This window comes from Pseudomonas sp. TWP3-1 (genome assembly GCF_049896625.1).
In the GTDB taxonomy this organism is placed as follows: Bacteria; Pseudomonadota; Gammaproteobacteria; order Pseudomonadales; family Pseudomonadaceae; genus Aquipseudomonas.
This window is the reverse complement of the sequence record NZ_JAFCUQ010000002.1, coordinates 179,222-203,413: the sequence shown is the minus strand read 5'-3', so window position 1 is coordinate 203,413 and position 24,192 is coordinate 179,222. Positions and strand designations below refer to the sequence as shown.

The following is a 24,192-nucleotide window of genomic DNA, read 5'->3' as shown; positions in this document are numbered from 1 at the left end:
GCCAGCGATGGCGGCCTGTCAGCCGCCACAAAAATCAAAAGCGCTCGATCGGCTTGAAATTCTGCTCACGCACCACTTCTTTCGGCTTGTACGCGCAATACCCCGGACGCGGTCCGATCTTCGGGTGGTTGCGGCAAGTGTCCGGGCGTTTGTCATAAATGGTGCACAGGCGGCTTTTACGATCCAGGTAGTAGCAATCGTTGTTGCTCATACGCTGCAGGGTGAAGATCCCCGACTTCTGATTGAAGCGTTCGACCAGCCCGTCCTTTTGCAGACGCTTGGCGATGTTCTTTGGCGGATCGCCCAGTTCGAACTCGTCGACCACGCCGATACGCACCAGATCCTTGATCTTGACCTCGACCGGCAGCGTGCAGCAGCTCGACATGCACGAGCCGCACATCGGTGCCGTGTATTTGGCCCAGGTGTCGAGACGGTCAATCTCGGCTGCGGCGATCAGGTTGGGCTTCATCATCGGGTTTTACCAGGCGTGTGTATCAGGGCGCGCGATCATACCGGGACTGGTGGATTTTTGAACAACCTTTCGCCAGATTTTTTCCGGCTGCGTACGCCGAGGCCGACAAATCGGCACGGCCCCTGCATTGATCAGGGCATCCGCCAAGGGAATGCCGTGCCAACTTGCAGATACAGGAAATACTGCCGAACGACATGCCCTACTGCCGGTCAGACCGTCTAGGCTCTGACAATTCCCGCTCGCTCGAGGTCCTATCGATGACTCAAGAACCACTAGTTCGCGAAGCAGAGGTGGCCGCATTCCGCGATGCCGTCCTGACCAAACTCACCTACGCGGTCGGCAAAGACCCGGATCACGCCTTCGACCATGACTGGTTCGAAGCCATCGCTCTGGCGGCGCGCGATCACATGGTCGAGCACTGGATGGATCACACCCGGCAGATTTACCGCAAAGGCCAGAAGCGGGTGTACTACCTCTCGCTGGAATTCCTCATCGGCCGTTTGCTCTACGACAGCCTGAGCAACCTCGGCCTGCTCGATGTGGCGCGCGAAGCGCTGACTGAGCTGGGCGTTGACCTTGAGCGCATTCGTATTCTCGAGCCGGATGCCGCGCTGGGTAACGGCGGCCTCGGCCGGCTGGCTGCATGCTTCATGGAAAGCATGTCGACCCTCGGCATCGCCGGCCACGGTTACGGCATTCGTTATGAGCATGGCTTGTTCCGCCAGGCCATCGTTGACGGCTGGCAACAGGAGCAGACCGAACACTGGCTGGATTTCGGCAACCCGTGGGAATTCGAGCGGCCGGAAGTGGCTTATCCGATCGGCTTCGGCGGCAGCGTCGAAACCGTAATCGATGAAAATGGCAAATCCAAACAAGTCTGGACACCGGGCGAAACCGTCCGCGCCATCGCTTACGACACGCCGGTGGTCGGCTGGCGTGGGGCGAGCGTCAACACCCTGCGCCTGTGGCGCGCTCGCGCCGTGGAAGATTTGCACCTGGAACGCTTCAACGCCGGTGATCACTTGGGGGCGGTGGCGGAAGTCGCCCGCGCCGAAAGTATTTCCCGCGTGCTCTACCCGGCTGACAGCACCGAAGCGGGGCAGGAGTTGCGTCTGCGTCAGGAATATTTCTTCGTCGCCGCGTCGCTGCAGGATTTGCTGCGTCGTCATCGCAACATGCACTCCTCGGTACTGACACTCGGCGATCACGCCGCGATTCAGCTCAACGATACGCACCCCTCGATTGCCGTCGCCGAACTGATGCGCCAACTGGTCGACGTTTACGACGTGGCTTGGGACGCGGCGTGGCAGGTCACCGTCGATACGCTGTCGTACACCAACCACACATTGCTGCCCGAAGCGCTGGAAACCTGGCCGGTCGGCCTGATGGAACGCATGCTGCCGCGGCACATGCAGATCATCTATCTGATCAACGCCCAGCACATCGATTCGCTGCGCGCCAAAGGCATTCACGATTTCGACGTGCTGCGGGCGGTGTCGCTGATCGAGGAAGACAATGGGCGCCGAGTACGCATGGGCAACCTCGCGTTCCTCGGTTCGCACAGCGTCAATGGCGTGTCGGGGCTGCACACGCAGTTGATGCGCGAAACCGTGTTCTCCGAGCTGCACAAGCTGTATCCGGAACGGATCAACAACAAAACCAACGGCATTACTTTCCGGCGCTGGCTGTATCAGGCCAACCCGGAACTGACCTCGATGCTGGTCGATGCGCTTGGGCCGGACGTGCTTGATCACGCCGAAGACCGCTTGACCGAGCTTGAGCCGTTCGCCGAAAAACCGGCGTTCCGCAAAGCCTTCGCCGAGCAACGCCTGCACAGCAAAAAGGCTTTGGCCTATCTGATTCACGAAAGGCTGGGGATTGCGGTCAATCCGGCGGCCCTGTTCGACGTGCAGGTCAAGCGCATCCACGAATACAAGCGTCAGTTGCTCAACCTGTTGCACACCGTGGCGCTTTATCAGGCAATTCGTGCCGAGCCGGAAACCGACTGGGTGCCACGGGTGAAAATCTTTGCCGGTAAAGCAGCGGCGAGTTATCACCAGGCCAAGCTGATCATCAAACTGACCAACGACATCGCCCGCGTGGTCAACAACGATCCGACCGTGCGCGGGCTGCTGAAAGTGGTGTTCCTGCCCAACTACAACGTCAGTCTGGCGGAGAGCATCATTCCGGCGGCGGACTTGTCCGAACAGATATCCACAGCCGGTTTCGAAGCGTCGGGCACCAGCAACATGAAGTTCGGCCTGAACGGTGCACTGACCATCGGCACCCTCGACGGCGCCAACGTGGAAATGTGCGAGCGCATCGGTGCCGAGCACATGTTCATCTTCGGTCTTTCGGCCCAGCAGGTCGAAGCGCGCAAACAGAACCACGAGTTCAGCGCCTTGCCGGACATCGCTGCATCGCATCGCCTCAACGATGTGTTGCAGGCGATCCGCAGTGGTGTGTTCTCGCCGGACGACACCTCGCGCTACACCGGTTTGATCGATTCGCTGATCGACTACGACCGCTTCCTGGTCTGCGCCGATTTCGACTCCTACTGGAACGCGCAGATGCGCGTGGAAGCGCACTGGCATGACGCCAATCAGTGGTGGCGCTCGGCAGTGCTGAACACCTCGCGCATGGGTTGGTTCTCCTCGGACCGGACGATTCGCGAGTACGCGACGGAAATCTGGAAGGCGCTGGAGTAACTTCCAGCACGGCTCGATATACTGGCGCGGCTGAAAAGATCGCAGCCTGCGGCAGCTCCTGCAGAACCTGTGTAGGGACTGCCGCAGGCTGCGATCTTTTTCGCACAGGCTGCGCTAATCTTCCCGGATTAGCCTTCGCGCTCAGGGATATCGACCATGCAATGGATGTTCATGTTGATCGGGCTGCTGCTCGGCGGACTGCTCGACGAGTCGGTCGAGGGCGCGCTGCTCGGTGCATTGCTCGGGCTGGCCATCGGTCAGACGCTGCGCATCGCCCGTCTCGGCGCGCAAGCGGCGCAGCAGCAGCTTCAACTTGAGCAGGCAAAAGTCGCGTTGCAGGATGTCGAGCAACGCTTGTTTCTGCTTGAAGGTGCGCGCGTTCAGCCTGCGCCACCGCCCGTTGTTGCCCCAGTCAGCGAAATCATCGTTGAGTCTGCTCCGGTACCTGAACAAGCCTCCGCCGCAGCTCCTGAATTGATCTGGGAGCTGCCGCCAGAACTCGAACCGCTATCCGCCGCCAGCGTCGAATCAAGCCAGCCGTTGCCGGCCGATGTCTGGCGTGCGGAGCCGATCCCCCGCGAAGCGCCAGCCCCGGCCGAACCGCGTGGCCCGAACCTGTTCGACCGCGCCATCGGTGCCGCGCGCAACTGGCTGTTCGGCGGCAACACCGTGTTGCGGGTCGGCGTGGTGCTGCTGTTCTTCGGCCTGGCATTCCTGCTGCGCTACGCCACTGAAGGCATGGTGGTGCCAATCGAATTGCGTTACGCCGGGGTCGCGGCAGCGGCGCTGGGTCTGCTGGCGCTTGGCTGGTGGCTGCGGCATCGCAACACTAATTACGCGTTGATGCTGCAAGGCACCGGGATTGCGGTGTTGTACCTCACGGTGTTTGCGGCGATGCGCTTGCATCCATTGCTCGATCCGACGGCAGCGCTGGGATTGCTGGTGGCAGTCACGGTGTTCTCGGCGATTCTAGCGATCACTCAAGATTCCCTCGCGCTGGCTTGCGCCGCCGCGCTCGGCGGATTTGCCGCGCCGATCCTGACCTCGACCGGTGCCGGCAACCATGTCGCACTGTTCAGCTATTTCGCGCTGCTCAACGCCGGCATTCTCGCCATCGCCTGGTTCAAGGCCTGGCGTCTGCTCAACCTGATCGGGTTTGTCGGCACCTTCGGCATCGGTTTCGCCTGGGGCTTGCGTTCGTATACGCCGGAGCTGCTGTGGAGCACCGAGCCGTTCCTGATTCTATTCTTCCTGATGTACCTCGCCATCGGCCTGCTGTTCGCCCGGCGCAAGTTGCTCGACATGCCGGATGCGCCGGCCGATGGCGACCGTGAAGCGCTGCTGCACTGGTCAGCGCGCAAGGGTGACTACGTCGACGGGACGATGCTGTTCGGCCCGCCGCTAGTGGGCTTCGGCTTGCAGTTTGCGCTGGTGCAGCATCTGGAGTTTGCCGCCGCATTCAGCGCGCTGGCGCTGGGCGCGATCTACATGGTTCTCGCCAAGGTGTTGATGGGCGGCCGCGCACTCTTGCTGGCGGAAACCTGTCTGGCGCTGGGGGTGATTTTCGCCAGTCTGGCGATTCCGCTGGGCCTCGATGCGCGTTGGACGTCGGCGGCGTGGGCAGTGGAGGGCGCGGGGATTTTCTGGCTTGGTCTGCGTCAGCACCGACCGTTTGCCCGAGCGTTCGCGTTGTTGCTGCAACTGGGCTCGGCGCTGGCCTTTCTCAGCCAGTTGCGCATTGGCGAAAGCAGCCTGCTCGACGGTTCGCCGCTGGGCGCATTGATGCTCGGCGCGGCGTTGCTGTTCAGCTTCTATCAACTGCGCAAGGCGTCGCCGGAGCAGGCTTCTGATCGCGAGCGCCAAGGCTTGCCGGTGCTGGCAGCTCTGGGCCTGACGTTCCTCTATCTGCTGGCGCCGCTGTTCCTCTTCACCCACGGCACGGCGATCAGTTGGGCGCTCGCGGGACTCGTGACTTTGTTTGTCGGGCTGCGCCTGCAATCGCGCACCTTCCTGTTCACCGCGTTTGCCGTGCAACTGCTTGGCGGCGCGTTGTTCCTGTTGCGTCTGCAAGGCGCGGGAGAGGATTCGGCGGCAGTGTTCAACGCCGGTTGGAGCGGCCTGCTCAGCGCTTCGCTGATCGGTCTGGCGCTGATTGCCGGCATGTTGCTGGCAGCGCGCGACGAGATGGTGCGCAGCGATGTGCGGCTGCTGCGCGGCTTGTCGGTGGTGCTGCTGGCGGGCTTGGTGCTGATCAATCTGGCGGTGCTGTTCGTGCTGCCATGGCAGACCGCGAGCGCGGTGTGGGCGGCCAGCGGATTGTTGATCATCTGGCTCAGTCTGTATCTCAAGCAGCGTGTGAGTTTTGTCTTTGGTCTGCTGTTGCAGTTGATCGGCGGTGCGGCGTTTTTGCTGGCCGGGCCGCAATTGCTCGGACCGCTGTCGAGCGAAGGTTTGACGCCGCTGGCGCATGGCGGATTCTGGACGCCGCTGGTGCTGGGGCTGGCAGCGATGATCGGCGCCTGGCGCTTGCAGCAGGGCAATCACGCTTCGGCGTTCGATGTGCTGAGCTTGCAGCGGCTGTCTGAGGTGCTGTTGATCTGGGGCGCCGGTTGGTGGGCGCTGGCGTGGGTCAGCGACGTGCTGCGTTTTACGCCGTTGAACTTGCAAGCGAGTTTGTTGCTGCTGGTCGCGGCGCTGAGTGTTGCGCTGTGGACGCTGTTGTCATTGCGTCTGAAATGGCCAGCGCTGGGCCTGCTCTGCACTTTGCTGATTCCGGCCGCTGCGTTGGTGTTGTTGACGGCGTGGCACTCGCGTTATCACCCAGCAGCGGATTTCGGCTGGCTGGCGTGGGCAGCGGTGTTCGCCGTGCATTTCTTCAGCCTGCGGCGACTGGCGCCGATGCTGCCGGCGCGCGCGCTGAGTGCGGCGCACGTGCTCGGCTGCTGGCTACTGATCGGCGTGCTGGCGCTGGAATTGCGCTACGGCTTGCTGTTGTTGTCCGAGCAATACAACGCCTGGCGTTGGCTGGGTTGGGCGATTCTGCCAAGTGTGTATCTGTTGCTGATGGCGGCGCCGCGCAACTGGCCGTGGCCGGTGGCGGCGTTCCCGCGCGAATACCGCTTGTACGCGGCAGCGCCGTTGGCGGTATTGATGCTCGGCTGGTTCTGGCTGGCCAACGCCGTCAGCGACGGCAACGCCGAACCGTTGCCATACGTGCCGCTGATCAACCCATTGGAGTTGGGCCTGTTGTTCGCACTGTTCGGCGTTTACGTCTGGTCGCGTAGCGCCGTAACGCAACTGTCGATCCGTAAAGACTACGCCGACCACGCCACGCAATTGATTGCCGGTGTTTCGCTGTTCGCCTTCTGCACCGTGTTGGTCATGCGTGCCGCGCACCATTGGGCTGGCGTGCCGTTCGAGCTGGATCAACTGCTCGGTTCGATGCTGGTGCAGGCCGGCTTGTCCATCGTCTGGACGCTGATGGCGTTGGGGCTGATGATCGGCGGGCATTTGCGTCATCGTCGCGAGGTGTGGCTGATCGGCGCGGCGCTGATTGCGCTGGTGGTGACCAAACTGATTTTTGTCGAATTGAGCAACCGTGGCGGGCTGGCGCGGATCGTCTCGTTTATCGGCGTTGGCGTGTTGCTGCTGGTGGTGGGCTACTTCGCGCCGCTGCCGCCAAAACGCGTCGACGCTGCACCGGTGGCGGACAAGCCCGCGCCGGAAACCGAAGGAGTTTCGTCTTGAGTCAAAAGCTGAATCCGGTCTGGCTGCTGCTGGGCATGGCGATGAGTGTGGGCGCGCAGGAAAAACCGGCGGACTTCGCCGCCCAGGTGCCGTTGGCGGTGAGTGGCAGCGGGCCGTGGTATCGCCTCGAACTGCCGCTGAACGTGCAATTACAGGCGCGTCAGACCGATCTCAGCGACTTGCGCGTGTTCAACGCTGCCGGCGAACCCCAAGCCTATGCGCTGGCCCGCGAATCGGCGCAGACCCGCGATGACGGCAGGCTCAATGATGTGAAATGGTTCCCGCTGTACAACTCGGCCGATGCCACCGAACGCGCGCCGAGTGTGCGTGTGCAATCCAGCGCCAACGGCACGCTGGTCGAAGTGCAGCCGTCCAGCCAACTGGAAGCAGGCGAAGAAGTGCTGCGCGGCTGGCTGCTCGACGCCAGCGCGATCAAGGCGCCGTTGCAGCAGTTGATCCTCGACTGGACCAGCGAGCGCGACGGCTTCCAGCGTTTCAGCATCGAAGCCAGCGACGACTTGCAACACTGGCAGGCCTGGGGCGAGGGCCAGGTTGCGCGCCTGACGTTTTCCGACGAGAGGATCGAGCAGCACGAAGTGGCACTGCCGGGGCGATCGGCACGTTACCTGAGGCTGCTATGGGATTCTTCATCCTTCGCACCAATCCTCACCTCCGCGCAACTGAAAAGCAGCGACCCACGTAATCTGCCGCTGCCATTGGTCTGGTCGCAAGCGTTGGCCGGCAGCACTACCAAGGCCGGCGAATACACCTGGCAGTTGCCGATGGGGCTGAATGTCGAGCGGGTGCAGGTCGAACTGAAGCAGCCGAACAGCCTGGCGCCGGTGACCTTGGCGGGTCGTCGCGAAAGCAGCCTGCCATGGCAGACGTTGAGCAGCGGTTTGCTCTATCGCCTGACGCAGAACGGTCAGGATGTGGTGCAGAACGAATTGCAGCTCTACGGGCAGCCGGTGCAGCAGCTCAAGCTGACAGTTGATGAGCGCGGAGGCGGTCTAGGGGAGCAGGCGCCGAGCGTGAAGTACGCGGTGCGCGCCACTCAAGTAATCTTTCTGGCTCGCGGCGAAGGCCCGTTCAGTCTCGCGCTGGGCAATCCGACCGCGAAAACCGCAAACCTGCCGCTGTCGACGCTGATTCCCGACTTCACCCCGGCCAAACTCGCCGCACTGGGCAAGGCCACGGTACAAGGCGCAGCGGTCGCGACCCCGACTGCGCCCGCCACCGCTACAGTGGCCGAGCAAACCAACTGGAAGAAATTCGGCCTGTGGGCAGTGTTGCTGCTGAGCGTGGTGTTCCTCGGCGCAATGGCTTTCAGTCTGTTGCGCAAGCCGCCGGCGAAGTCCTGAAGATCGCGGGTGCGCCGCTCGCGCCCGTCGGGTTTCCATCTACGCTGAAAGCGATACATGAACCTTGTGCTGTCGATCACGTCTGATAGCAGGAATTGCATCCGACGCACGTTACCCGGCGTCATTGCTCGCTACGTTTTCAGACTCCCTGTAAACTGCGCGGGTTTTTAGCCCCCCATTCCACCGGAGCCGTCCATGTCCCGCGTTACCCTGAGTCGCTATCTGATCGAGCAGACCCGTAGCAACAACACACCTGCCGATCTGCGTTTTCTGATCGAAGTGGTGGCGCGCGCCTGTAAAGAAATCAACCACGCCGTCTCCAAAGGCGCCCTGGGCGGTGTTCTGGGCAGCATGGGCACGGAAAACGTGCAAGGCGAAGTGCAGAAGAAACTCGACGTGATCTCCAACGAGATCCTGCTCGAAGCCAACGAATGGGGTGGTCACCTGGCCGGCATGGCGTCCGAAGAAATGGACAATGCCTACCAGATCCCGGGCAAATACCCGAAGGGCGCGTACCTGCTGGTATTCGACCCACTGGACGGTTCGTCGAACATCGACATCAACGCGCCAGTCGGCACGATCTTCTCGGTACTGCGTTGCCCGAACGAATACCTGACCCAGAACGAGCCGCTGAACGAGAAGGCTTTCTTGCAGCCAGGCACCCAGCAGGTCGCTGCCGGTTACGCGATCTACGGCCCGCAGACCATGCTGATCCTGACCCTCGGCGACGGCGTCAAAGGCTTCACCCTGGACCGTGAAATGGGCAGCTTCGTCCTGACCCACGAAGACATCACCATTCCTGAAACCACCCAGGAATTCGCGATCAACATGTCCAACCAGCGTCACTGGGAAGCTCCGGTACAGCGCTACGTTGGCGAGTTGCTGGCTGGCGAAGAAGGCCCGCTGAAGAAGAACTACAACATGCGTTGGGTGGCCGCGATGGTTGCCGACGTACACCGCATCCTGACCCGTGGTGGTCTGTTCATGTACCCACGCGACAGCCGTGAGCCGTCCAAGCCGGGCAAGCTGCGTCTGATGTACGAAGCCAACCCGATGTCGTTCCTTGTTGAACAAGCAGGCGGCGCGTCCACCGACGGTCACCAGCGCATCCTCGACATCCAGCCTGAAGGCCTGCACCAGCGCGTAGCGGTGTACCTCGGCTCGAAAGAAGAAGTTGCCCGCGTTACGGCTTACCACAAGGAATAAACCATGAACGCGCCCTGGCAGCCGTTGCTCGATTGGTGGTTCGGTGATGCCGAATCGCCGAACCAAGTGGCGGCGCAACAGGGCAAGTTGTGGTTCGGTAAACGCGACAGTCAAGACCTCGAAGCGCGAGAGCGTTTCGGGGTCTTTGTCGTTCAGGCTCTGGCCGGTGAATTGATCGAGTTGTTTGCGCATCGCAATGCGGTTTTGGAGCGGGAGTCTAGTGCGGAGGAGTTAATGTTTCTCGGTCAGCCTGGTTCAAGCTTTTAGCTCGCCTGAGCTATTTTGTTGAACTGTGTCCATTTCATCTAATTCAAAAAACAAGGTTTCAGCATCTTTGTATTTTCCTTGTTCAATTTCCTTGGCACTCAATGCAAGGATGGCCAAGAAAGTCCTTTGGTCTGGATGAGCGCAATCCTGTTTCTTGTTCATCAGTCAAACCTCTTAGTGAGTTGCGGATCAGGCTGGAGGCATTCTGCGTCAGTTAACCCGCCTTCGCGAGCAGGCTCGCGAAGAAGTTAGTGGCCGCGTATTAAATCCGGAAACTACCCACCAACTGCTTCAACCGCGCAGCCTGCTGCTCCAGATCCGAACAAGCACGCAATGTCGCCTGCAAGTTCTCCACGCCTTCCTGGTTCAGCGTGTTGATCTCGTTGATATCCACGTTGATCGACTCGACCACCGCCGTCTGCTCTTCAGTCGCGGTCGCCACCGACTGGTTCATGCCGTCGATCTCGCCGATACGCTGAGTCACGCTGCCCAGTCGCTCACCGGCCTGATTGGCAATGCCGACGCTGCTTTCGCTCTGGCGCTGGCTGTCGGTCATGATGCTCACGGCCTGACGTGCGCCGACTTGCAGTTCTTCGATCATCTTCTGCACTTGCTGCGCCGAATCCTGAGTGCGGTGCGCGAGGTTGCGCACTTCATCGGCAACCACGGCGAAACCACGCCCGGCTTCACCGGCGCGGGCGGCTTCGATCGCGGCGTTGAGTGCCAGCAGATTGGTCTGCTGCGAGATGCTGGTGATCACTTCCAGAATCTGCCCGATGTTCACGGTGTTGCTGTTGAGGGTTTCGATGTTGCCGCACGAATCGCTGATCTTCGCCGACAGCTGTTGCATCGCGGCGATGGTTTTATCCACCACTTGCTGACCGTCTTCGGCCAGGCTGCGCGCGTCGCTGGAATGCTGCGAAGCGAGGGCGGCGTTCTGCGCGATTTCCTGGGCGGCGGCGCCCAACTGGTTGATCGCAGCGGCCACGCTGTTGGTGCGGGTGGCCTGCTGGTCGGAGTTGTACATCGACGAGTTCGACGCGGCGACTACGCGCAGCGCGACTTCGTTGACTTGGCCAGTGGCCGAGGACACTTCGCGGATCGAGGTGTGAATGCGCTCGACGAAACGGTTGAACGAGGTGCCCAGTGCGCCGAATTCATCATTGCCGTAAATAGTCAGACGCTTGGTCAGGTCGCCTTCTCCTTCGGCGATGTCGTGCATGGCGCGGCCCATGGTCAGCAGCGGCTGCATCAACACGCGGATCAGCATGCCGAGCAGGCCGATGATGATCAGCACGGCGATGACCATGGCGATCAGCGCCGAGGTGCGGAATTCGCTGAGCATCGCGAACGCGGTGTCCTTGTCCAGCACCAGCGCTACGTACCAGTCAGCCGACGGCACGCCGTTTACGCGGGTGAAGGAGATCAACTGGGGCTTGCCGTCGAACTCGACTTCTTTCAGCCCCGGACTGACTTTTGGTGCACCGTTCGGGTAGGCCTCGGCCAGGGTTTTCAGCACCAGTTTGCTGTCCGGGTGGATCAGTATCTTGCCGTCGGCGCTGACGATGAACGCATGACCGTGGCCGCCGAAGTTCAGCAAGTTGATGATCGCGCTGACGCTGGTCAGGTCGATGTCCGCACCGGCCACACCGATCATCTGGCCCTGACGCTGTACCGGAGTGGCGACGGTGATCACCAGTTTTCCTGATGAAGCCGCGATGTACGGTTCAGTGACGATGGTCTGCTGTGCGGCGTTGGCAGCCTTGTACCAGCCACGGGCGCGCGGGTCGTAATCCGGCGCACGGTTACCGGCCGGCACCGAGAACATCACGCCGTCCGCACCACCGAAGTAGCTCAGTTGGAAATTGCCGGTGTAGGCGGGCAGGTCGATGATGCGTTTCAGGCTCGCCGGAGCATTGCCATCGGCGACCACTTGCTGCGACATCGATTGCAGCAGCTGAATGCGGCTCTCGAGCCAGGTCTGAATGTTGCTGGTGGTCAGACTGCCCAGTTCCTGCATCGATGCTTCGGTGCTGGTTTGCAGGGCCTCGCGCTGGCGATAGTCGTTGAACAGGATGAAACAGGCGAACGCAACAGCCACCACGAGCGCGGCTGCCAGCAAGATCTTGTGGCTGAACTTCATGTTTCTGGTCATAAGAAAGCTACCGCGAGGGTCAAATCGAGAAAGGGCGGCAATTTGCCACATCAGAAGGCATTGCGCTGCTCTTGTGTCGACCGGTTCACGCCAAAGATTAGGCGCCGTCCGTGAATTGCGACGAAATGCTCAATAGCCCCAAAAAGTGTTTGATTTATGGGTAAAAGCCAGACGAATGACCTGATAAATAGCCTTCAGTACAGGGAACCAGATAGGGCTTTTCTCTTCTAAGCTTCTGGTTGGCACCATGCCATCCCCCCTCGTTTCAGGAGTTACACCATGTCGCTGCGATCTATCGCCTTGCTGTCGTTCTGCGTGTTGTTGGCCGCGTGCGGCAAAATCAATCAGGAAAACTATTCGAAGCTGTCGGCCGGCATGCCGAAAGCCGAAGTCGAGACCTTGCTCGGCAAACCCACCGATTGCTCGGGCGCGCTTGGTATGTCCAGTTGCACCTGGGGCGACAAGAACAGCTTTATCAGCGTGCAGTACGCCGGTGACAAAGTGCTGATGTTTTCCGGCCAAGGCCTGAAGTAAACCGGGGCTACACGCCCACGGGAGAAAAACAATGAAGCGGTTATTGCTTGTTCTTTTTGCCGGCCTGGTATTGGCCGGCTGCGCCACCAGCGGTGAAGATCCGTTGGCGCCGAAAACGGTCGACAGTGTCAATCTCAAGCGTTATCAGGGCACCTGGTACGAGCTGGCCCGGTTGCCGATGTACTTCCAGCGCAACTGCGCGCAATCCGAAGCCCGTTACACCCTCAAGCCGGATGGCAATGTCGGCGTGTTCAACCGCTGCCTGACGGCGGACTGGCAGTGGGAAGAGGCCAAAGGCACGGCTTATCCACAGGTGCCGGGCAAGACCGACAAATTGTGGGTCGAGTTCGATACCTGGTTTTCACGTCTGATTCCGGGTGTGGCGAAGGGGCAATATTGGGTGTTGTACGTCAGCGACGACTACAAGACCGCCATCGTCGGCGACCCGAGTCGCAAGTACCTGTGGCTGCTGTCGCGTACACCGACCGTCAACGGGGTGGTGCGTGAAGAATTGCTGAGCAAGGCGCGTCAGCAGGGTTACGACACTACGCGCCTGATCTGGCGGGCGTCGGATCGGCAGATGGCCAAGACCTCGCATTAACAAACGCCGCAAACCATTGTGGGAGCTAGCCTGCTAGCGATAGCTCCCACAGTTGGTTATGTGTCAGCTCAGAAGCTCGCGCAGCACTTGGGTGAACGCGCGATTGCTGTCTTCCTCAGCGGCATGCCGCCCATCGCGCACCACCCATTGGCCGTTGACCAAGACGTCACGCACCTGACGATCGCCGCCAGCAAACAACCAGCGATTCAAAATCCCGTCACCCTTGGCTGTCGCCAGATACGGGTCATTGCCGTCGAGCACTATCCAGTCCGCACGCTTGCCAACTTCCAGCACCCCAATCGGCTGGCCCAACGCTTGAGCACCCCCGTCCAGCGCCGCGTCATACAGCGTGCGCCCGACCATCGGCTGCTCCGCGCCATACAAACGATTACGCCGCTGATCACGCAGCCGCTGGCCGTATTCCAGCCAGCGCAATTCTTCCACCACGCTCAACGACACATGGCTGTCGGAACCGATGCCCATGCGTCCACCCTGCGCGAGAAAATCCACCGCCGGAAAAATCCCGTCGCCCAAGTTGGCTTCAGTGGTCAGGCACAGCCCGGCAATGGCGCGACTCTTGGCCATCAGCGTGACTTCTTCCGGGTTGGCGTGAGTCGCATGCACCAGGCACCAGCGCTGATCGACTTCGGTGTTTTCGTACAGCCATTGCAGCGGGCGGCGGCCGCTCCAGCTCAGACAGTCGTCGACTTCCTTCTGCTGCTCGGCGATGTGAATGTGGATCGGGCACTGCTTGTCGCTCGCAGCCAGCACGTCGCTGATTTGCTGCGGCGTGACCGCGCGCAACGAGTGGAAACACAATCCCAAGGACTGCGCCTTTTGCTGCGCCAGCAAGGGTTGCAGGCGCGCTTGCAGATTCAGGTAGTTTTCGGTGCTGTTGATGAAGCGGCGCTGGCCATCGTTCGGCGTCTGGCCACCGAAACCGCTGTGGCTGTAGAGCACCGGCAGCAGGGTCAGACCGATCCCGGCGGTGCTCGCAGCCTGGCTGATTTGCAGCGCCAGTTCAGCCGGATCTGCGTACGGCTGGCCGTTGACGTCGTGGTGCACATAGTGGAATTCAGCGACCGAGGTGTAACCGGCCTTGAGCATTTCGATGTACAGCTGACGGGCGATCACGCCGAGCTGATCCGGGCTGATTTTTCCGACGAGGCGATACATCAGATCGCGCCAGGTCCAGAAACTGTCGTTCGGATTGCCGGCGACTTCGGCCAGTCCGGCCATGGCGCGCTGGAACGCGTGGGAGTGCAAGTTGGGCATGCCCGGCAGCAGCGGACCGCTCAGCCGTTCGGCGCCATCTGCTGTGGAATCGGCCTGGATTCGGGTCAGAACGCCGTCGGCGCTGACCTCAAGACGTACATTATTGGCCCATCCGTCAGGCAGCAGCGCGCGTTCGGCAAAGAAGGCGGACATGGTTCAGCACCCCATCGTGTGTTATTTGTATATACATATACAGACGTTTGCCTGCCCGGTAAACTCCGGCAAGCTAGCGACCTTCATCCAATGAACAGGGATCAACCGTGCCGACTCCGCCTCCAGTTTCTCCGTTGGCCGCGAACATGGGCGACAGTCCGGCGCCTTTGTACGCCCGCGTCAAACAGATGATCACCCAGCAGATCGACAGCGGTAACTGGCCTCCGCATTACCGCGTGCCGTCGGAAAGCGAATTGGTCAGCCAGTTGGGCTTCAGCCGTATGACCATCAACCGCGCGCTGCGCGAAATGACTGCCGATGGCCTGTTGGTGCGCATGCAAGGCGTCGGTACTTTCGTTGCCGAGCCGAAGAGCCAGTCCGCGCTGTTCGAAGTGCACAACATTGCCGACGAGATCGCCTCGCGCGGTCACCGTCACACTTGTCAGGTGATCACCCTGGAAGAGGAGGCCGCCGGTTCCGAGCGCGCGCTGGCCCTCGATATGCGCGAAGGGCAGAAGGTCTTCCACTCGCTGATCGTGCATTTCGAAAACGACATTCCGGTACAAATCGAAGACCGTTTCGTCAATGCGCTGGTCGCCCCGGAATACCTCAAGCAGGACTTCACCCTGCAAACGCCTTACGCCTACTTGAACCAGGTTGCGCCACTGACTGAGGGCGAGCACGTGGTCGAAGCGATCCTCGCTGAAGCGTCCGAATGCAAATTGCTGCAGATCGAACAAGGCGAGCCATGCCTGCTGATCCGCCGCCGCACCTGGTCGGGTCGTCAGCCGGTCACGGCGGCGCGCCTCATTCATCCCGGTTCTCGTCATCGTCTGGAAGGGCGGTTTCATAAATGAAACAAGTCAAGGTTTTACGCGCAGAAGGTTACCCGCGCATGCCGTGGAAAAACGGCGGCGGCAGCACTGAAGAAATCACCCGTGACGCGGGCGCCGGCCTCGATGGTTTCGGCTGGCGTCTGTCGATTGCCGACATCGCTGAATCTGGCGGCTTCTCGACCTTCGCCGGTTACCAACGAGTGATCACGGTGTTGCAAGGCGACGGCATGACATTGTGCGTTGACGGCGACGATACCCGACCATTGTTACCCCTCGACCCGTTTGCCTTCAGCGGTGAAAGTCAGGTTTCCTGCACGTTGCTCGGCGGCGCGATTCGCGACTTCAACCTGATCTATGCGCCGCAACGTTACAGCGCACGGCTGCAATGGCTGGTTGGCGAGCAACGGTTTTTCAGCTCGGCGGGGACGGTGTTGGTGTTCAGTGTCAGTGAGCTGCTGGAAGTGGTGGTCGGTGCCAGCGCAGCGCAACTGGGCCGGCATGATTGTCTGCAACTGGACGGTAACAGCGGGTTGGTCGAAATTGCCGTTGATGCGGGTTGCTGCGTAATCGAACTGACTGCACGCTAGTTCCCGATTCAACGAATACCTTGTGGCGAGGGAGCTTGCTCCCGCTGGGCTGCGAAGCGGCCCCAATTCGGTGTACACCGAATTGGGAGTCCTTCGGCCTCCAGCGGGAGCAAGCTCCCTCGCCACATTTGCTTCCACAACTTGTTCCCAACTCACGCACCAATTTGTTACCGAACGCCCCAGCGTGGCGCAAAGCCACGCTTATGTAACGGCTCGTACACCCTCGAAAAAATTCCCGAAAAAAATTTCATCCAAGCCCAAACCCTTGATTCATGAGCTCTCCAGCTCTGCGCCCAATCGTTCTCGATTCCCCGACCGACAAGTTGGCCGCTCGATTGCATATGCTTGTATGTACAAGTAAAGACGTATGCGTATGAGTCGATCGAGACTCTCCGCAGCGTCCACTGATTCGCTGGTCGCGCATTGAGGCGCACAGCTGCTTGCCCACTGCCAGGGTTGGTTTGAATTGATCGCTGAGGAGTCTTTTTCGTGACTGACAATAAGCCTACAACTGCCGTTTATACAAAGAGACGTGACGTCGAAATCCGTGCCGCACGCGGTAACAAGCTGACCGCCAAGAGCTGGCTGACCGAAGCGCCGCTGCGCATGTTGATGAACAACCTCGACCCGGAAGTCGCCGAGAACCCGAAAGAACTGGTGGTTTACGGTGGCATCGGCCGCGCTGCGCGCAACTGGGAGTGCTACGACAAGATCGTCGAAAGCCTGACCAACCTGAATGACGACGAGACCTTGCTGGTGCAATCCGGCAAGCCGGTCGGCGTGTTCAAGACCCACAGTAATGCGCCGCGCGTACTGATCGCCAACTCCAACCTGGTGCCGCACTGGGCGAGCTGGGAGCACTTCAACGAACTAGACGCCAAGGGCCTGGCCATGTACGGCCAGATGACCGCCGGCAGCTGGATCTACATCGGCAGCCAGGGCATCGTTCAAGGCACCTACGAAACCTTCGTTGAAGCTGGTCGCCAGCACTACAACGATGACCTCAAGGGTCGCTGGGTACTGACCGCAGGCCTCGGTGGCATGGGCGGCGCACAGCCTCTCGCCGCAACCCTGGCCGGCGCTTGCTCGCTGAACATCGAATGCCAGCAAGTCAGCATCGACTTCCGCCTCAATAGCCGTTACGTCGACGAGCAAGCCACCGACCTCGACGACGCACTGGCGCGCATCGCCAAATACACCAAAGAAGGCAAGGCGATCTCCATCGCGCTGCTGGGTAACGCGGCGGAAATTCTGCCGGAACTGGTCAAGCGCGGCGTGCGCCCGGACATGGTCACCGACCAGACCAGTGCCCACGATCCACTCAACGGTTACCTGCCAGCCGGTTGGACTTGGGAAGAGTATCGCGCTCGCGCCAAGACCGAGCCTGCCGCCGTAGTCAAAGCCGCCAAGCAATCGATGGCCGTACACGTCAAAGCAATGCTGGAATTCCAGAAAATGGGCATTCCGACTTTCGACTACGGCAACAACATCCGTCAGATGGCCCAGGAAGAGGGCGTCGAGAATGCATTCGACTTCCCGGGTTTCGTACCGGCTTATATCCGTCCGCTGTTCTGCCGCGGCATCGGTCCGTTCCGTTGGGCTGCGCTCTCGGGCGATCCACAAGACATCTACAAAACCGACGCCAAGGTCAAAGAGCTGATTCCGGACGACGCCCATCTGCACAACTGGCTGGACATGGCCCGCGAGCGCATCAGCTTCCAGGGTCTGCCGGCACGTATCTGCTGGGTCGGTCTGGGCCTGCGCGCCAAGCTCGGTCTGGCATTCAACGAAATGGTGCGTAGCGGTGAATTGTCCGCGCCAATCGTCATCGGTCGCGACCACCTGGACTCCGGTTCCGTGGCCAGTCCGAACCGCGAAACCGAATCGATGCAGGACGGCTCCGACGCCGTGTCCGACTGGCCATTGCTCAACGCTCTACTGAACACCGCGAGCGGCGCGACCTGGGTTTCCCTGCACCACGGCGGCGGCGTCGGCATGGGCTTCTCCCAGCACTCGGGCATGGTGATTGTCTGCGACGGTACTGACGAAGCGGCCGAGCGTATTGCACGCGTGCTGCACAACGACCCGGCCACCGGTGTCATGCGTCACGCCGATGCGGGTTACCAGATCGCCATCGACTGCGCCAAGGAACAAGGCCTGAACCTGCCGATGATCACCGGCAAATAAACACCCGAGCCAACCCTTCCAATAACAATCCACAGAGGTTGAATCATGGCTGTCAGCAACGATCGTGCAAGCAACAAACCGTTGATCGAAAGGCGTTCGATCGACTACATCCCGGAAGCGGAAAGACACGGTCGTCTGTTCAGCCAGTTCACCCTGTGGATGGGTGCCAACCTGCAAATCACCGCGATTGTCACCGGGGCCTTGGCCGTGGTGCTGGGCGGTGATGTGTTCTGGTCGTTGATCGGTCTGTTGATCGGTCAAGTGCTCGGCGGTGGGGTGATGGCGTTGCACGCGGCGCAAGGGCCGAAGCTCGGTTTGCCGCAGATGATTTCCAGCCGCGTGCAATTTGGTGTGTACGGCGCGGCGATCCCGATCGTGCTGGTGTGCCTGATGTACCTCGGCTTCACTGCCACCGGTACGGTGCTTTCCGGGCAGGCGCTGGGCCAGTTGTTTGGTGTGAGCGACAGCGTCGGCATTCTGATTTTCGCCAGCGTTATCGTGCTGGTCACGGTGCTCGGTTATCGGGTGATCCACTGGATTGGCCGGGTTGCCAGTGTCGTGGGTGTGATCGCCTTTGTTTATCTGTTCTACCGTCTGATGAGCCAGACCGACGTTGGTGCACTCCTGCAAATCCGCCACTTCAGCTGGAGCAGTTTCCTGCTGGCGGTGTCGCTTGCGGCCTCGTGGCAGATCGCTTTCGGCCCTTACGTGGCTGACTATTCGCGTTACCTGCCGAGCAAGACTTCCTCGGTGAAAACCTTCTTTGCCGCTGGCGCCGGTTCGGTGATTGGCGCGCAAGTGGCGATGATCCTCGGTGTGTTCGCGGCGGCCTCGGCCAACGGCCAATTTGCCGGGCATGAAGTCGCCTACATCGTTGGTCTGGGCGGCACCGGTGCTACCGCTGCGCTGCTGTATTTCAGCATCGCATTCGGCAAGGTCACCATCTCGACGTTGAACTCGTACGGCAGCTTCATGTGCATTGCGACCATCATCAGTGGTTTTCGCGGTGAGCTGAAAGTCACGCGCATGCAGCGTCTGGTGTTCGTGCTGGTGATCGTCGGTGCGGCGACCCTGATGGCGCTGCTCGGTCAGCACTCGTTCCTCGGCGCGTTCAAGTCCTTCATCCTGTTCCTGCTGGCGTTCTTCACGCCGTGGAGCGCGATCAATCTGGTCGATTACTACTGCATCACCCGCGAGCGCTATGACGTGCCGGCGCTGGCCGATCCGAATGGTCGCTACGGCCGTTGGAACCTGCTGGGTATCAGCATCTATGTGTTCGGCGTGCTGGTGCAGTTGCCGTTCATCTCCAGCAAGTTCTACACCGGCCCGCTGGTGGCGGCGCTGGGTGATGTGGACATCTCGTGGATCATCGGTCTGGTGGTGCCCGCCGCGCTGTATTACGTGTGTGCGAAAAAATGGCACGGCTCTGTACCCGATCAACTGATTCTGCCGGTCGAGCAGAACAGCGTTGCACAACCAACAACAAATGGGGCCACTCGCGCTGCGGCGCAGGCCTGATCTGGACGTGGACAGGGCTGGATGCCTCTTGACTGCCGTAAGCCAATTCATGATTAGGAGCGTCACGACAATGAAATCGAACAAGACCCTGCTGACCACATTGCTGTCCATGGGCCTGCTGGCCAGCACCGGCGCCACTCAGGCTGCCGGCTGGTGCGAGTCCGGCAAACCGGTGAAATTCGCTGGCCTGAACTGGGAAAGCGGCATGCTGCTGACCGACGTTCTGCAAGTGGTGCTGGAGAAAGGCTACGGCTGCAAGACCGACAGCCTGCCGGGCAATTCCATCACCATGGAGAACGCCCTGAGCAGCAACGACATTCAGATCTTCGCCGAAGAGTGGGTCGGCCGCAGCGAGGTCTGGAACAAGGCCGAGAAGGCCGGCAAAGTCATTGGTGTCGGCGCTCCGGTGGTGGGCGCAGTCGAGGGCTGGTACGTGCCGCGCTACGTGATCGAAGGCGACGCCAAGCGCAAGCTCGAAGCCAAGGCGCCAGACCTGAAAAATATTGCTGACCTGGCCAAGTATTCCGCCGTGTTCAAAGACGCCGAAGAACCGGCCAAGGGCCGCTTCTACAACTGCCCGGCCGGCTGGACCTGCGAACTCGACAACAGCGAAATGTTGAAAAGCTACGGTCTGGAAAACAGCTACACCAACTTCCGTCCCGGCACCGGTCCGGCGCTGGATGCGGCGGTGCTGTCGAGCTACAAGCGTGGCGAACCGATCCTGTTCTACTACTGGACGCCGACCCCGCTGATGGGCCAGATCGACGCGGTCAAACTCGAAGAAAAACCCGGCGTCGACAAGCGCGTGACGATCAAGGTCGGCCTGTCCAAGACCTTCCACGAGCAAGCCCCGGAACTGGTGGCGGTGCTGGAAAAGGTCAACCTGCCAATCGATCTGCTGAACCAGAATCTGGGGCGCATGGCCAAGGAACGCATCGAGTCGCCGAAACTGGCGAAAATCTTCCTCAAGGAACATCCTGAAGTCTGGCATGCGTGGGTCAGCGAAGACGCTGCCAAGAAAATCGACGCGGCGCTGTAGGTCGAATTCCTCCCGGCCAACCGAGAGGCGGGCCGGGGTGTTCGCCGCAATCGCTTGATTGAGTTTCCTGATTGAGAGCCGCTTATGTTTCCCGAGAGCTTTACCTTTTCCATTGCCGACTGGGTCAACGGTTGGGTCGATGCGCTGGTCACCAACTACGGCGACGTGTTCCGGCAGATCTCCGACACGCTGCTGTGGGCCATCGTCAATCTTGAAGGCCTGCTGCGCGCCGCCCCTTGGTGGTTGATGCTCGCGATTGTTGGCGGCGTTGCCTGGCACGCCACGCGCAAGGTCGTGACCACGGCGGTGATCGTCGGTCTGTTGTTCCTGGTTGGCGCGGTCGGCCTGTGGGACAAGCTGATGCAAACGCTGGCGCTGATGATGGTCGCGACTGTCATTTCGGTGCTGATCGGCATCCCGCTGGGGATCCTCTCGGCGCGCAGCAATCGCCTGCGTTCGGTGCTGATGCCGCTGCTCGACATCATGCAGACCATGCCGAGTTTCGTGTACCTGATTCCGGTGCTGATGCTGTTTGGTCTGGGCAAAGTCCCGGCGATTTTCGCCACGGTGATCTACGCCGCGCCGCCGCTGATTCGCCTGACCGATCTGGGCATCCGCCAGGTCGACGGTGAAGTCATGGAAGCGATCAACGCGTTCGGCGCCAATCGCTGGCAGCAGCTGTTCGGCGTGCAACTGCCGCTGGCTCTGCCGAGCATCATGGCCGGGATCAACCAGACCACCATGATGGCCCTGTCGATGGTGGTAATCGCCTCGATGATCGGCGCCCGTGGCCTGGGTGAAGATGTGCTGGTGGGGATTCAGACCCTCAACGTTGGACGCGGGCTCGAGGCCGGTCTGGCGATCGTGATTCTCGCAGTGGTCATCGACCGCATTACTCAGGCGTACGGTCGGCCACGGCACGAGGTGAGCAAATGAACAATGCAACCGTGAGCAAGATCGAAGTCAAAAACGTCTTCAAGATTTTCGGCAATCGTTCCAAGGAAGCGCTGGGCATGATTGGCCAGGGCAAGACCAAGGATCAGGTGCTGAGCGAAACCGGTTGCGTGGTCGGCGTGAATGACCTGTCGCTGAGCATCGGCACTGGCGAGATTTTCGTGATCATGGGTCTGTCCGGCTCGGGCAAATCGACGCTGGTCAGGCACTTCAATCGCCTGATCGACCCGACCAGCGGCGCGATCCTGGTGGACGGCGTGGACATCCTGCAATACGACATGGAAGCCCTGCGCGAATTTCGCCGGCACAAGATCAGCATGGTGTTCCAGAGCTTCGGCCTGCTGCCGCACAAGAGCGTGCTGGACAACGTCGCCTACGGCCTGAAAGTGCGCGGCGAGAGCAAGCAACTGTGGGCCGAACGTGCGCTGCACTGGATCAATACCGTCGGCCTCAAGGGCTACGAAAACAAATACCCGCATCAACTCTCTGGCGGCATGCGTCAGCGTGTCGGTCTGGCGCGGGCATTGGCGGCGGACACCGACATCATTCTGATGGACGAAGCCTTCAGCGCCCTCGATCCGCTGATCCGCGCCGAGATGCAGGACCAACTGCTTGAGCTGCAAAAGACCCTGCACAAGACCATCGTGTTCATTACCCACGACCTTGATGAGGCGGTGCGCATTGGCAACCGGATTGCGATTCTCAAGGATGGAAGGTTGATTCAGGTCGGCACACCGAAAGAGATCCTGCATTCGCCGGCAGATGAGTATGTCGACCGGTTCGTGCAGCGACGTGCGGCAGTGGTTTGAGAGAAGTTTGTGGTGAGACTGCTTTTGTGGCGAGGGAGCTTGCTCCCGCTGGGCTGCGAAGCGGCCCCAAAAAATCTGCGACCGCTGCGCGCTCGAGCGGGAGCAAGCTCCCTCGCCACAAAAAGCATGCATCAACAGAATTGGTGTGAGGTTGAAGATGTCCCAGGCTGAAAAAATCGTGATCACTGGCGACCATTTGCATTGGCAGGGCGTGGTCGCCGTCGCCCGCCACGGCGCGCCACTCGAGCTGTCGGCGCAGACCTGGGCGCGTATCGATAACGCGCAGGCCATCGTCCAGCGCATCGTCACCAGCGGCGAACGCGCTTACGGCGTCAACACCGGTCTCGGTGCGTTGTGCAACGTGTCGCTGAAAGATGAACAACTCAGCCAGCTCTCACGCAATACGCTACTCAGCCACGCCTGCGGCGTCGGCCCGGTGCTGCCCGATGAGCAGACCCGCGCGATCATCTGCGCCGCGATCCGCAATTACAGCCACGGCAAATCCGGCATCCATCGGCAAGTGGTCGAAGCGCTGCTGGCGCTGCTCAATCGCAGCATCACCCCGCAAGTCCCGGCGCAAGGTTCAGTCGGTTACCTGACGCACATGGCGCACATCGGTATCGCGCTGTTGGGCGTGGGTAATGTCAGCTATCGCGGGCAAATCGTTTCCGCGCAGCAAGCGCTGGCCGAAGAAGGTCTGCAACCGGTGCTGCTCGGCGCGAAGGACGGCTTGTGTCTGGTCAACGGCACGCCGTGCATGTCCGGCCTCAGCTGTCTGGCGATTGCCGACGCCACGCGCCTGCTGCAATGGGCCGACGTGATCGGCGCCATGAGTTTCGAAGCGCAACGCGGACAGATTGCCGCGTTCGATGCCGAGATCATCGCGCTCAAACCGCATCCGGGCATGCAGCAGGTCGGCATCAATTTGCGCGCATTGCTTGATCGCAGTGAAGTGATTGAATCGAGCAAAGGCATTCGTACTCAGGATGCACTGAGCATTCGTTCGATTCCACAAGTGCACGGTGCTGCACGCGATCAACTCGAACACGCGATCAAGCAAGTTGAAACCGAACTTAACGGCTGCACCGACAACCCGTTACTGCTGGGTACGCCAGAAGATTTCCGAGTTATGTCCCAAGCCAATCCGCACGGTCAGTCAGTGGCGCTGGCGGCGGATCTACTGGCGATTTCCATGGCTGAAATCGGCTCGATTGCCGAGCGTCGTCTGGATCGCCTGATCAACCCGCACGTCAGCGGTCTGCCGGCGTTTCTGGTGGCCAATCCGGGAGTCAATTCGGGGATGATGATCGTGCAATACGTCGCCGCATCGCTGTGCGCGGAAAACCGCCAGTTGGCGCAACCGGCGGTGCTCGACAACTACGTCACCTCGGGCTTGCAGGAAGACCATCTGAGCATGGGCACCAACGCCGCGCTGAAGCTGCACCGTGCGCTTGAGAACTGCACGCAGATCCTTGCGATCGAGTATTTGCTGGCGGCGCAGGCGTTTGAATTTTTGAAAGAACAGCGCTTCGGCGCAGGCACCGATATCGCGTGGCGACTGCTGCGCGAGAAGGTCCCGGCTTACGATCAGGATCGTTGGCTGGCACCGGATATCGCCGCCGCCGCAAGCCTTTTGAAAGATCCGAATCTGTTGCATCACGCGTTACCGAATTTGCACTGAAAACTATCTACGCCAGCGTGCCAAGGCGCGACTCCCCAAAAGGGCAGACGCGACGGACAACGGACAACTCCGGAGCGTCTGGCGAGTTAACAATAAACTCTC

The 24,192-nt window shown here is 60.6% G+C and carries 18 protein-coding genes and 3 pseudogenes; 16 read left to right on the top strand and 5 right to left on the bottom strand.

Annotated features, from left to right (window positions below; all coding sequences use genetic code 11):
* Positions 1–34: 34 nt before the first annotated feature.
* Positions 35–472, bottom strand: a complete 438-nt coding sequence (locus ACP7BN_RS04085; protein ID WP_420646848.1) for a YkgJ family cysteine cluster protein — start codon at positions 470–472, stop codon at positions 35–37.
* A 257-nt stretch (positions 473–729) separates the two neighbouring features.
* Here ACP7BN_RS04085 and ACP7BN_RS04080 point away from each other — a divergent pair, with 257 nt between their 5' ends.
* The 6 genes and pseudogenes from ACP7BN_RS04080 to ACP7BN_RS04055 form a co-directional block, all read left to right on the top strand.
* Positions 730–3,180 (top strand): glycogen/starch/alpha-glucan phosphorylase, encoded by a 2,451-nt coding sequence (locus ACP7BN_RS04080; protein ID WP_426201831.1) that lies wholly within the window; start codon positions 730–732, stop codon positions 3,178–3,180.
* Positions 3,158–3,214, top strand: a pseudogene (locus ACP7BN_RS04075) (hypothetical protein); the annotation flags it as partial. The gene ACP7BN_RS04080 and the pseudogene ACP7BN_RS04075, both read left to right, overlap by 23 nt.
* A 122-nt stretch (positions 3,215–3,336) precedes the next feature.
* Complete coding sequence (locus tag ACP7BN_RS04070; protein WP_426201830.1) at positions 3,337–6,927, top strand: DUF2339 domain-containing protein; 3,591 nt, start codon at positions 3,337–3,339, stop codon at positions 6,925–6,927.
* The gene (locus ACP7BN_RS04065; protein WP_426201828.1) at positions 6,924–8,288 is read left to right on the top strand and encodes a DUF3999 domain-containing protein; all 1,365 of its coding nucleotides are present in this window, start codon (positions 6,924–6,926) and stop codon (positions 8,286–8,288) included. The genes ACP7BN_RS04070 and ACP7BN_RS04065 overlap by 4 nt, the downstream gene beginning before the upstream one ends.
* A gap of 195 nt (positions 8,289–8,483) precedes the next feature.
* On the top strand, positions 8,484–9,494 hold the full coding sequence (locus tag ACP7BN_RS04060; protein ID WP_420646852.1) for a class 1 fructose-bisphosphatase: 1,011 nt from the start codon (positions 8,484–8,486) through the stop codon (positions 9,492–9,494).
* 3 nt (positions 9,495–9,497) lie between these two features.
* Positions 9,498–9,674: pseudogene (locus ACP7BN_RS04055) on the top strand (DUF924 family protein); the annotation flags it as partial.
* Positions 9,675–9,749: 75 nt separating this feature from the next.
* Here ACP7BN_RS04055 and ACP7BN_RS04050 read toward each other — a convergent pair.
* From ACP7BN_RS04050 to ACP7BN_RS04040, 3 genes and pseudogenes are all read right to left on the bottom strand, one after another.
* Positions 9,750–9,923 carry a hypothetical protein gene (locus tag ACP7BN_RS04050; protein ID WP_426201826.1) on the bottom strand — a complete coding sequence of 58 codons (174 nt, stop codon included), beginning with the start codon at positions 9,921–9,923 and terminating at the stop codon, positions 9,750–9,752.
* Positions 9,924–10,023: 100 nt separating this feature from the next.
* On the bottom strand, positions 10,024–10,788 hold the full coding sequence (locus ACP7BN_RS04045) for a methyl-accepting chemotaxis protein (protein WP_426202205.1): 765 nt from the start codon (positions 10,786–10,788) through the stop codon (positions 10,024–10,026).
* Positions 10,789–10,881: 93 nt separating this feature from the next.
* Positions 10,882–11,904: pseudogene (locus ACP7BN_RS04040) on the bottom strand (HAMP domain-containing protein); the annotation flags it as partial.
* Between the two features lie 291 nt (positions 11,905–12,195).
* Here ACP7BN_RS04040 and ACP7BN_RS04035 point away from each other — a divergent pair.
* Together ACP7BN_RS04035 and ACP7BN_RS04030 are read left to right on the top strand one after the other, a co-directional pair.
* Positions 12,196–12,450 (top strand): hypothetical protein, encoded by a 255-nt coding sequence (locus ACP7BN_RS04035; RefSeq protein ID WP_420646855.1) that lies wholly within the window; start codon positions 12,196–12,198, stop codon positions 12,448–12,450.
* A 31-nt stretch (positions 12,451–12,481) separates the two neighbouring features.
* Positions 12,482–13,051 (top strand): lipocalin family protein, encoded by a 570-nt coding sequence (locus ACP7BN_RS04030; protein ID WP_426201824.1) that lies wholly within the window; start codon positions 12,482–12,484, stop codon positions 13,049–13,051.
* A gap of 63 nt (positions 13,052–13,114) precedes the next feature.
* On the opposite strand, the gene ACP7BN_RS04025 is transcribed toward ACP7BN_RS04030, so the two are convergent.
* A complete protein-coding gene (locus tag ACP7BN_RS04025) occupies positions 13,115–14,479 on the bottom strand; it encodes a formimidoylglutamate deiminase (RefSeq protein ID WP_426201822.1) in 1,365 nt (454 codons plus the stop codon).
* Positions 14,480–14,625: 146 nt separating this feature from the next.
* On the opposite strand from ACP7BN_RS04025, the gene hutC reads away from it, so the two are divergent.
* The 8 genes from hutC (at position 14,626) to ACP7BN_RS03985 (ending at position 24,090) form a co-directional block, all read left to right on the top strand.
* Entirely contained in the window at positions 14,626–15,336 is a 711-nt protein-coding gene (gene hutC, locus ACP7BN_RS04020; RefSeq protein ID WP_426202202.1) for a histidine utilization repressor, read from the top strand.
* The gene (locus ACP7BN_RS04015) at positions 15,333–15,902 is read left to right on the top strand and encodes a HutD/Ves family protein (RefSeq protein ID WP_426201820.1); all 570 of its coding nucleotides are present in this window, start codon (positions 15,333–15,335) and stop codon (positions 15,900–15,902) included. The genes hutC and ACP7BN_RS04015 overlap by 4 nt, the downstream gene beginning before the upstream one ends.
* A 489-nt stretch (positions 15,903–16,391) precedes the next feature.
* Complete coding sequence (hutU, locus tag ACP7BN_RS04010) at positions 16,392–18,089, top strand: urocanate hydratase (RefSeq protein WP_426201818.1); 1,698 nt, start codon at positions 16,392–16,394, stop codon at positions 18,087–18,089.
* A gap of 45 nt (positions 18,090–18,134) precedes the next feature.
* A complete protein-coding gene (locus ACP7BN_RS04005; protein WP_426201816.1) occupies positions 18,135–19,607 on the top strand; it encodes a purine-cytosine permease family protein in 1,473 nt (490 codons plus the stop codon).
* A 70-nt stretch (positions 19,608–19,677) separates the two neighbouring features.
* Positions 19,678–20,646 (top strand): ABC transporter substrate-binding protein, encoded by a 969-nt coding sequence (locus tag ACP7BN_RS04000; protein ID WP_426201814.1) that lies wholly within the window; start codon positions 19,678–19,680, stop codon positions 20,644–20,646.
* An 84-nt stretch (positions 20,647–20,730) separates the two neighbouring features.
* Complete coding sequence (locus tag ACP7BN_RS03995) at positions 20,731–21,582, top strand: ABC transporter permease (RefSeq protein WP_426201812.1); 852 nt, start codon at positions 20,731–20,733, stop codon at positions 21,580–21,582.
* The gene (locus ACP7BN_RS03990) at positions 21,579–22,409 is read left to right on the top strand and encodes a quaternary amine ABC transporter ATP-binding protein (RefSeq protein WP_426201810.1); all 831 of its coding nucleotides are present in this window, start codon (positions 21,579–21,581) and stop codon (positions 22,407–22,409) included. The genes ACP7BN_RS03995 and ACP7BN_RS03990 overlap by 4 nt, the downstream gene beginning before the upstream one ends.
* 157 nt (positions 22,410–22,566) lie before the next feature.
* On the top strand, positions 22,567–24,090 hold the full coding sequence (locus ACP7BN_RS03985; RefSeq protein WP_426201808.1) for an HAL/PAL/TAL family ammonia-lyase: 1,524 nt from the start codon (positions 22,567–22,569) through the stop codon (positions 24,088–24,090).
* The last annotated feature ends 102 nt before the right edge of the window (positions 24,091–24,192 follow it).

Bases quoted from the DNA above. Each gene is read 5' to 3' on its own strand.
- ACP7BN_RS04005 (WP_426201816.1), top strand. From the start codon at position 18,135: ATGGCTGTCAGCAACGATCGTGCAAGCAACAAACCGTTGATCGAAAGG.
- ACP7BN_RS03995 (WP_426201812.1), top strand. From the start codon at position 20,731: ATGTTTCCCGAGAGCTTTACCTTTTCCATTGCCGACTGGGTCAACGGT.
- ACP7BN_RS04085 (WP_420646848.1), bottom strand. From the start codon at position 472: ATGATGAAGCCCAACCTGATCGCCGCAGCCGAGATTGACCGTCTCGAC.
- ACP7BN_RS04030 (WP_426201824.1), top strand. From the start codon at position 12,482: ATGAAGCGGTTATTGCTTGTTCTTTTTGCCGGCCTGGTATTGGCCGGC.
- ACP7BN_RS04000 (WP_426201814.1), top strand. From the start codon at position 19,678: ATGAAATCGAACAAGACCCTGCTGACCACATTGCTGTCCATGGGCCTG.
- ACP7BN_RS04015 (WP_426201820.1), top strand. From the start codon at position 15,333: ATGAAACAAGTCAAGGTTTTACGCGCAGAAGGTTACCCGCGCATGCCG.
- ACP7BN_RS04025 (WP_426201822.1), bottom strand. From the start codon at position 14,479: ATGTCCGCCTTCTTTGCCGAACGCGCGCTGCTGCCTGACGGATGGGCC.
- hutC (WP_426202202.1), top strand. From the start codon at position 14,626: ATGGGCGACAGTCCGGCGCCTTTGTACGCCCGCGTCAAACAGATGATC.
- ACP7BN_RS04080 (WP_426201831.1), top strand. From the start codon at position 730: ATGACTCAAGAACCACTAGTTCGCGAAGCAGAGGTGGCCGCATTCCGC.
- ACP7BN_RS04045 (WP_426202205.1), bottom strand. From the start codon at position 10,788: ATGTACAACTCCGACCAGCAGGCCACCCGCACCAACAGCGTGGCCGCT.
- ACP7BN_RS04035 (WP_420646855.1), top strand. From the start codon at position 12,196: ATGTCGCTGCGATCTATCGCCTTGCTGTCGTTCTGCGTGTTGTTGGCC.
- ACP7BN_RS04060 (WP_420646852.1), top strand. From the start codon at position 8,484: ATGTCCCGCGTTACCCTGAGTCGCTATCTGATCGAGCAGACCCGTAGC.
- ACP7BN_RS04050 (WP_426201826.1), bottom strand. From the start codon at position 9,923: ATGAACAAGAAACAGGATTGCGCTCATCCAGACCAAAGGACTTTCTTG.
- ACP7BN_RS03990 (WP_426201810.1), top strand. From the start codon at position 21,579: ATGAACAATGCAACCGTGAGCAAGATCGAAGTCAAAAACGTCTTCAAG.
- ACP7BN_RS03985 (WP_426201808.1), top strand. From the start codon at position 22,567: ATGTCCCAGGCTGAAAAAATCGTGATCACTGGCGACCATTTGCATTGG.
- ACP7BN_RS04070 (WP_426201830.1), top strand. From the start codon at position 3,337: ATGCAATGGATGTTCATGTTGATCGGGCTGCTGCTCGGCGGACTGCTC.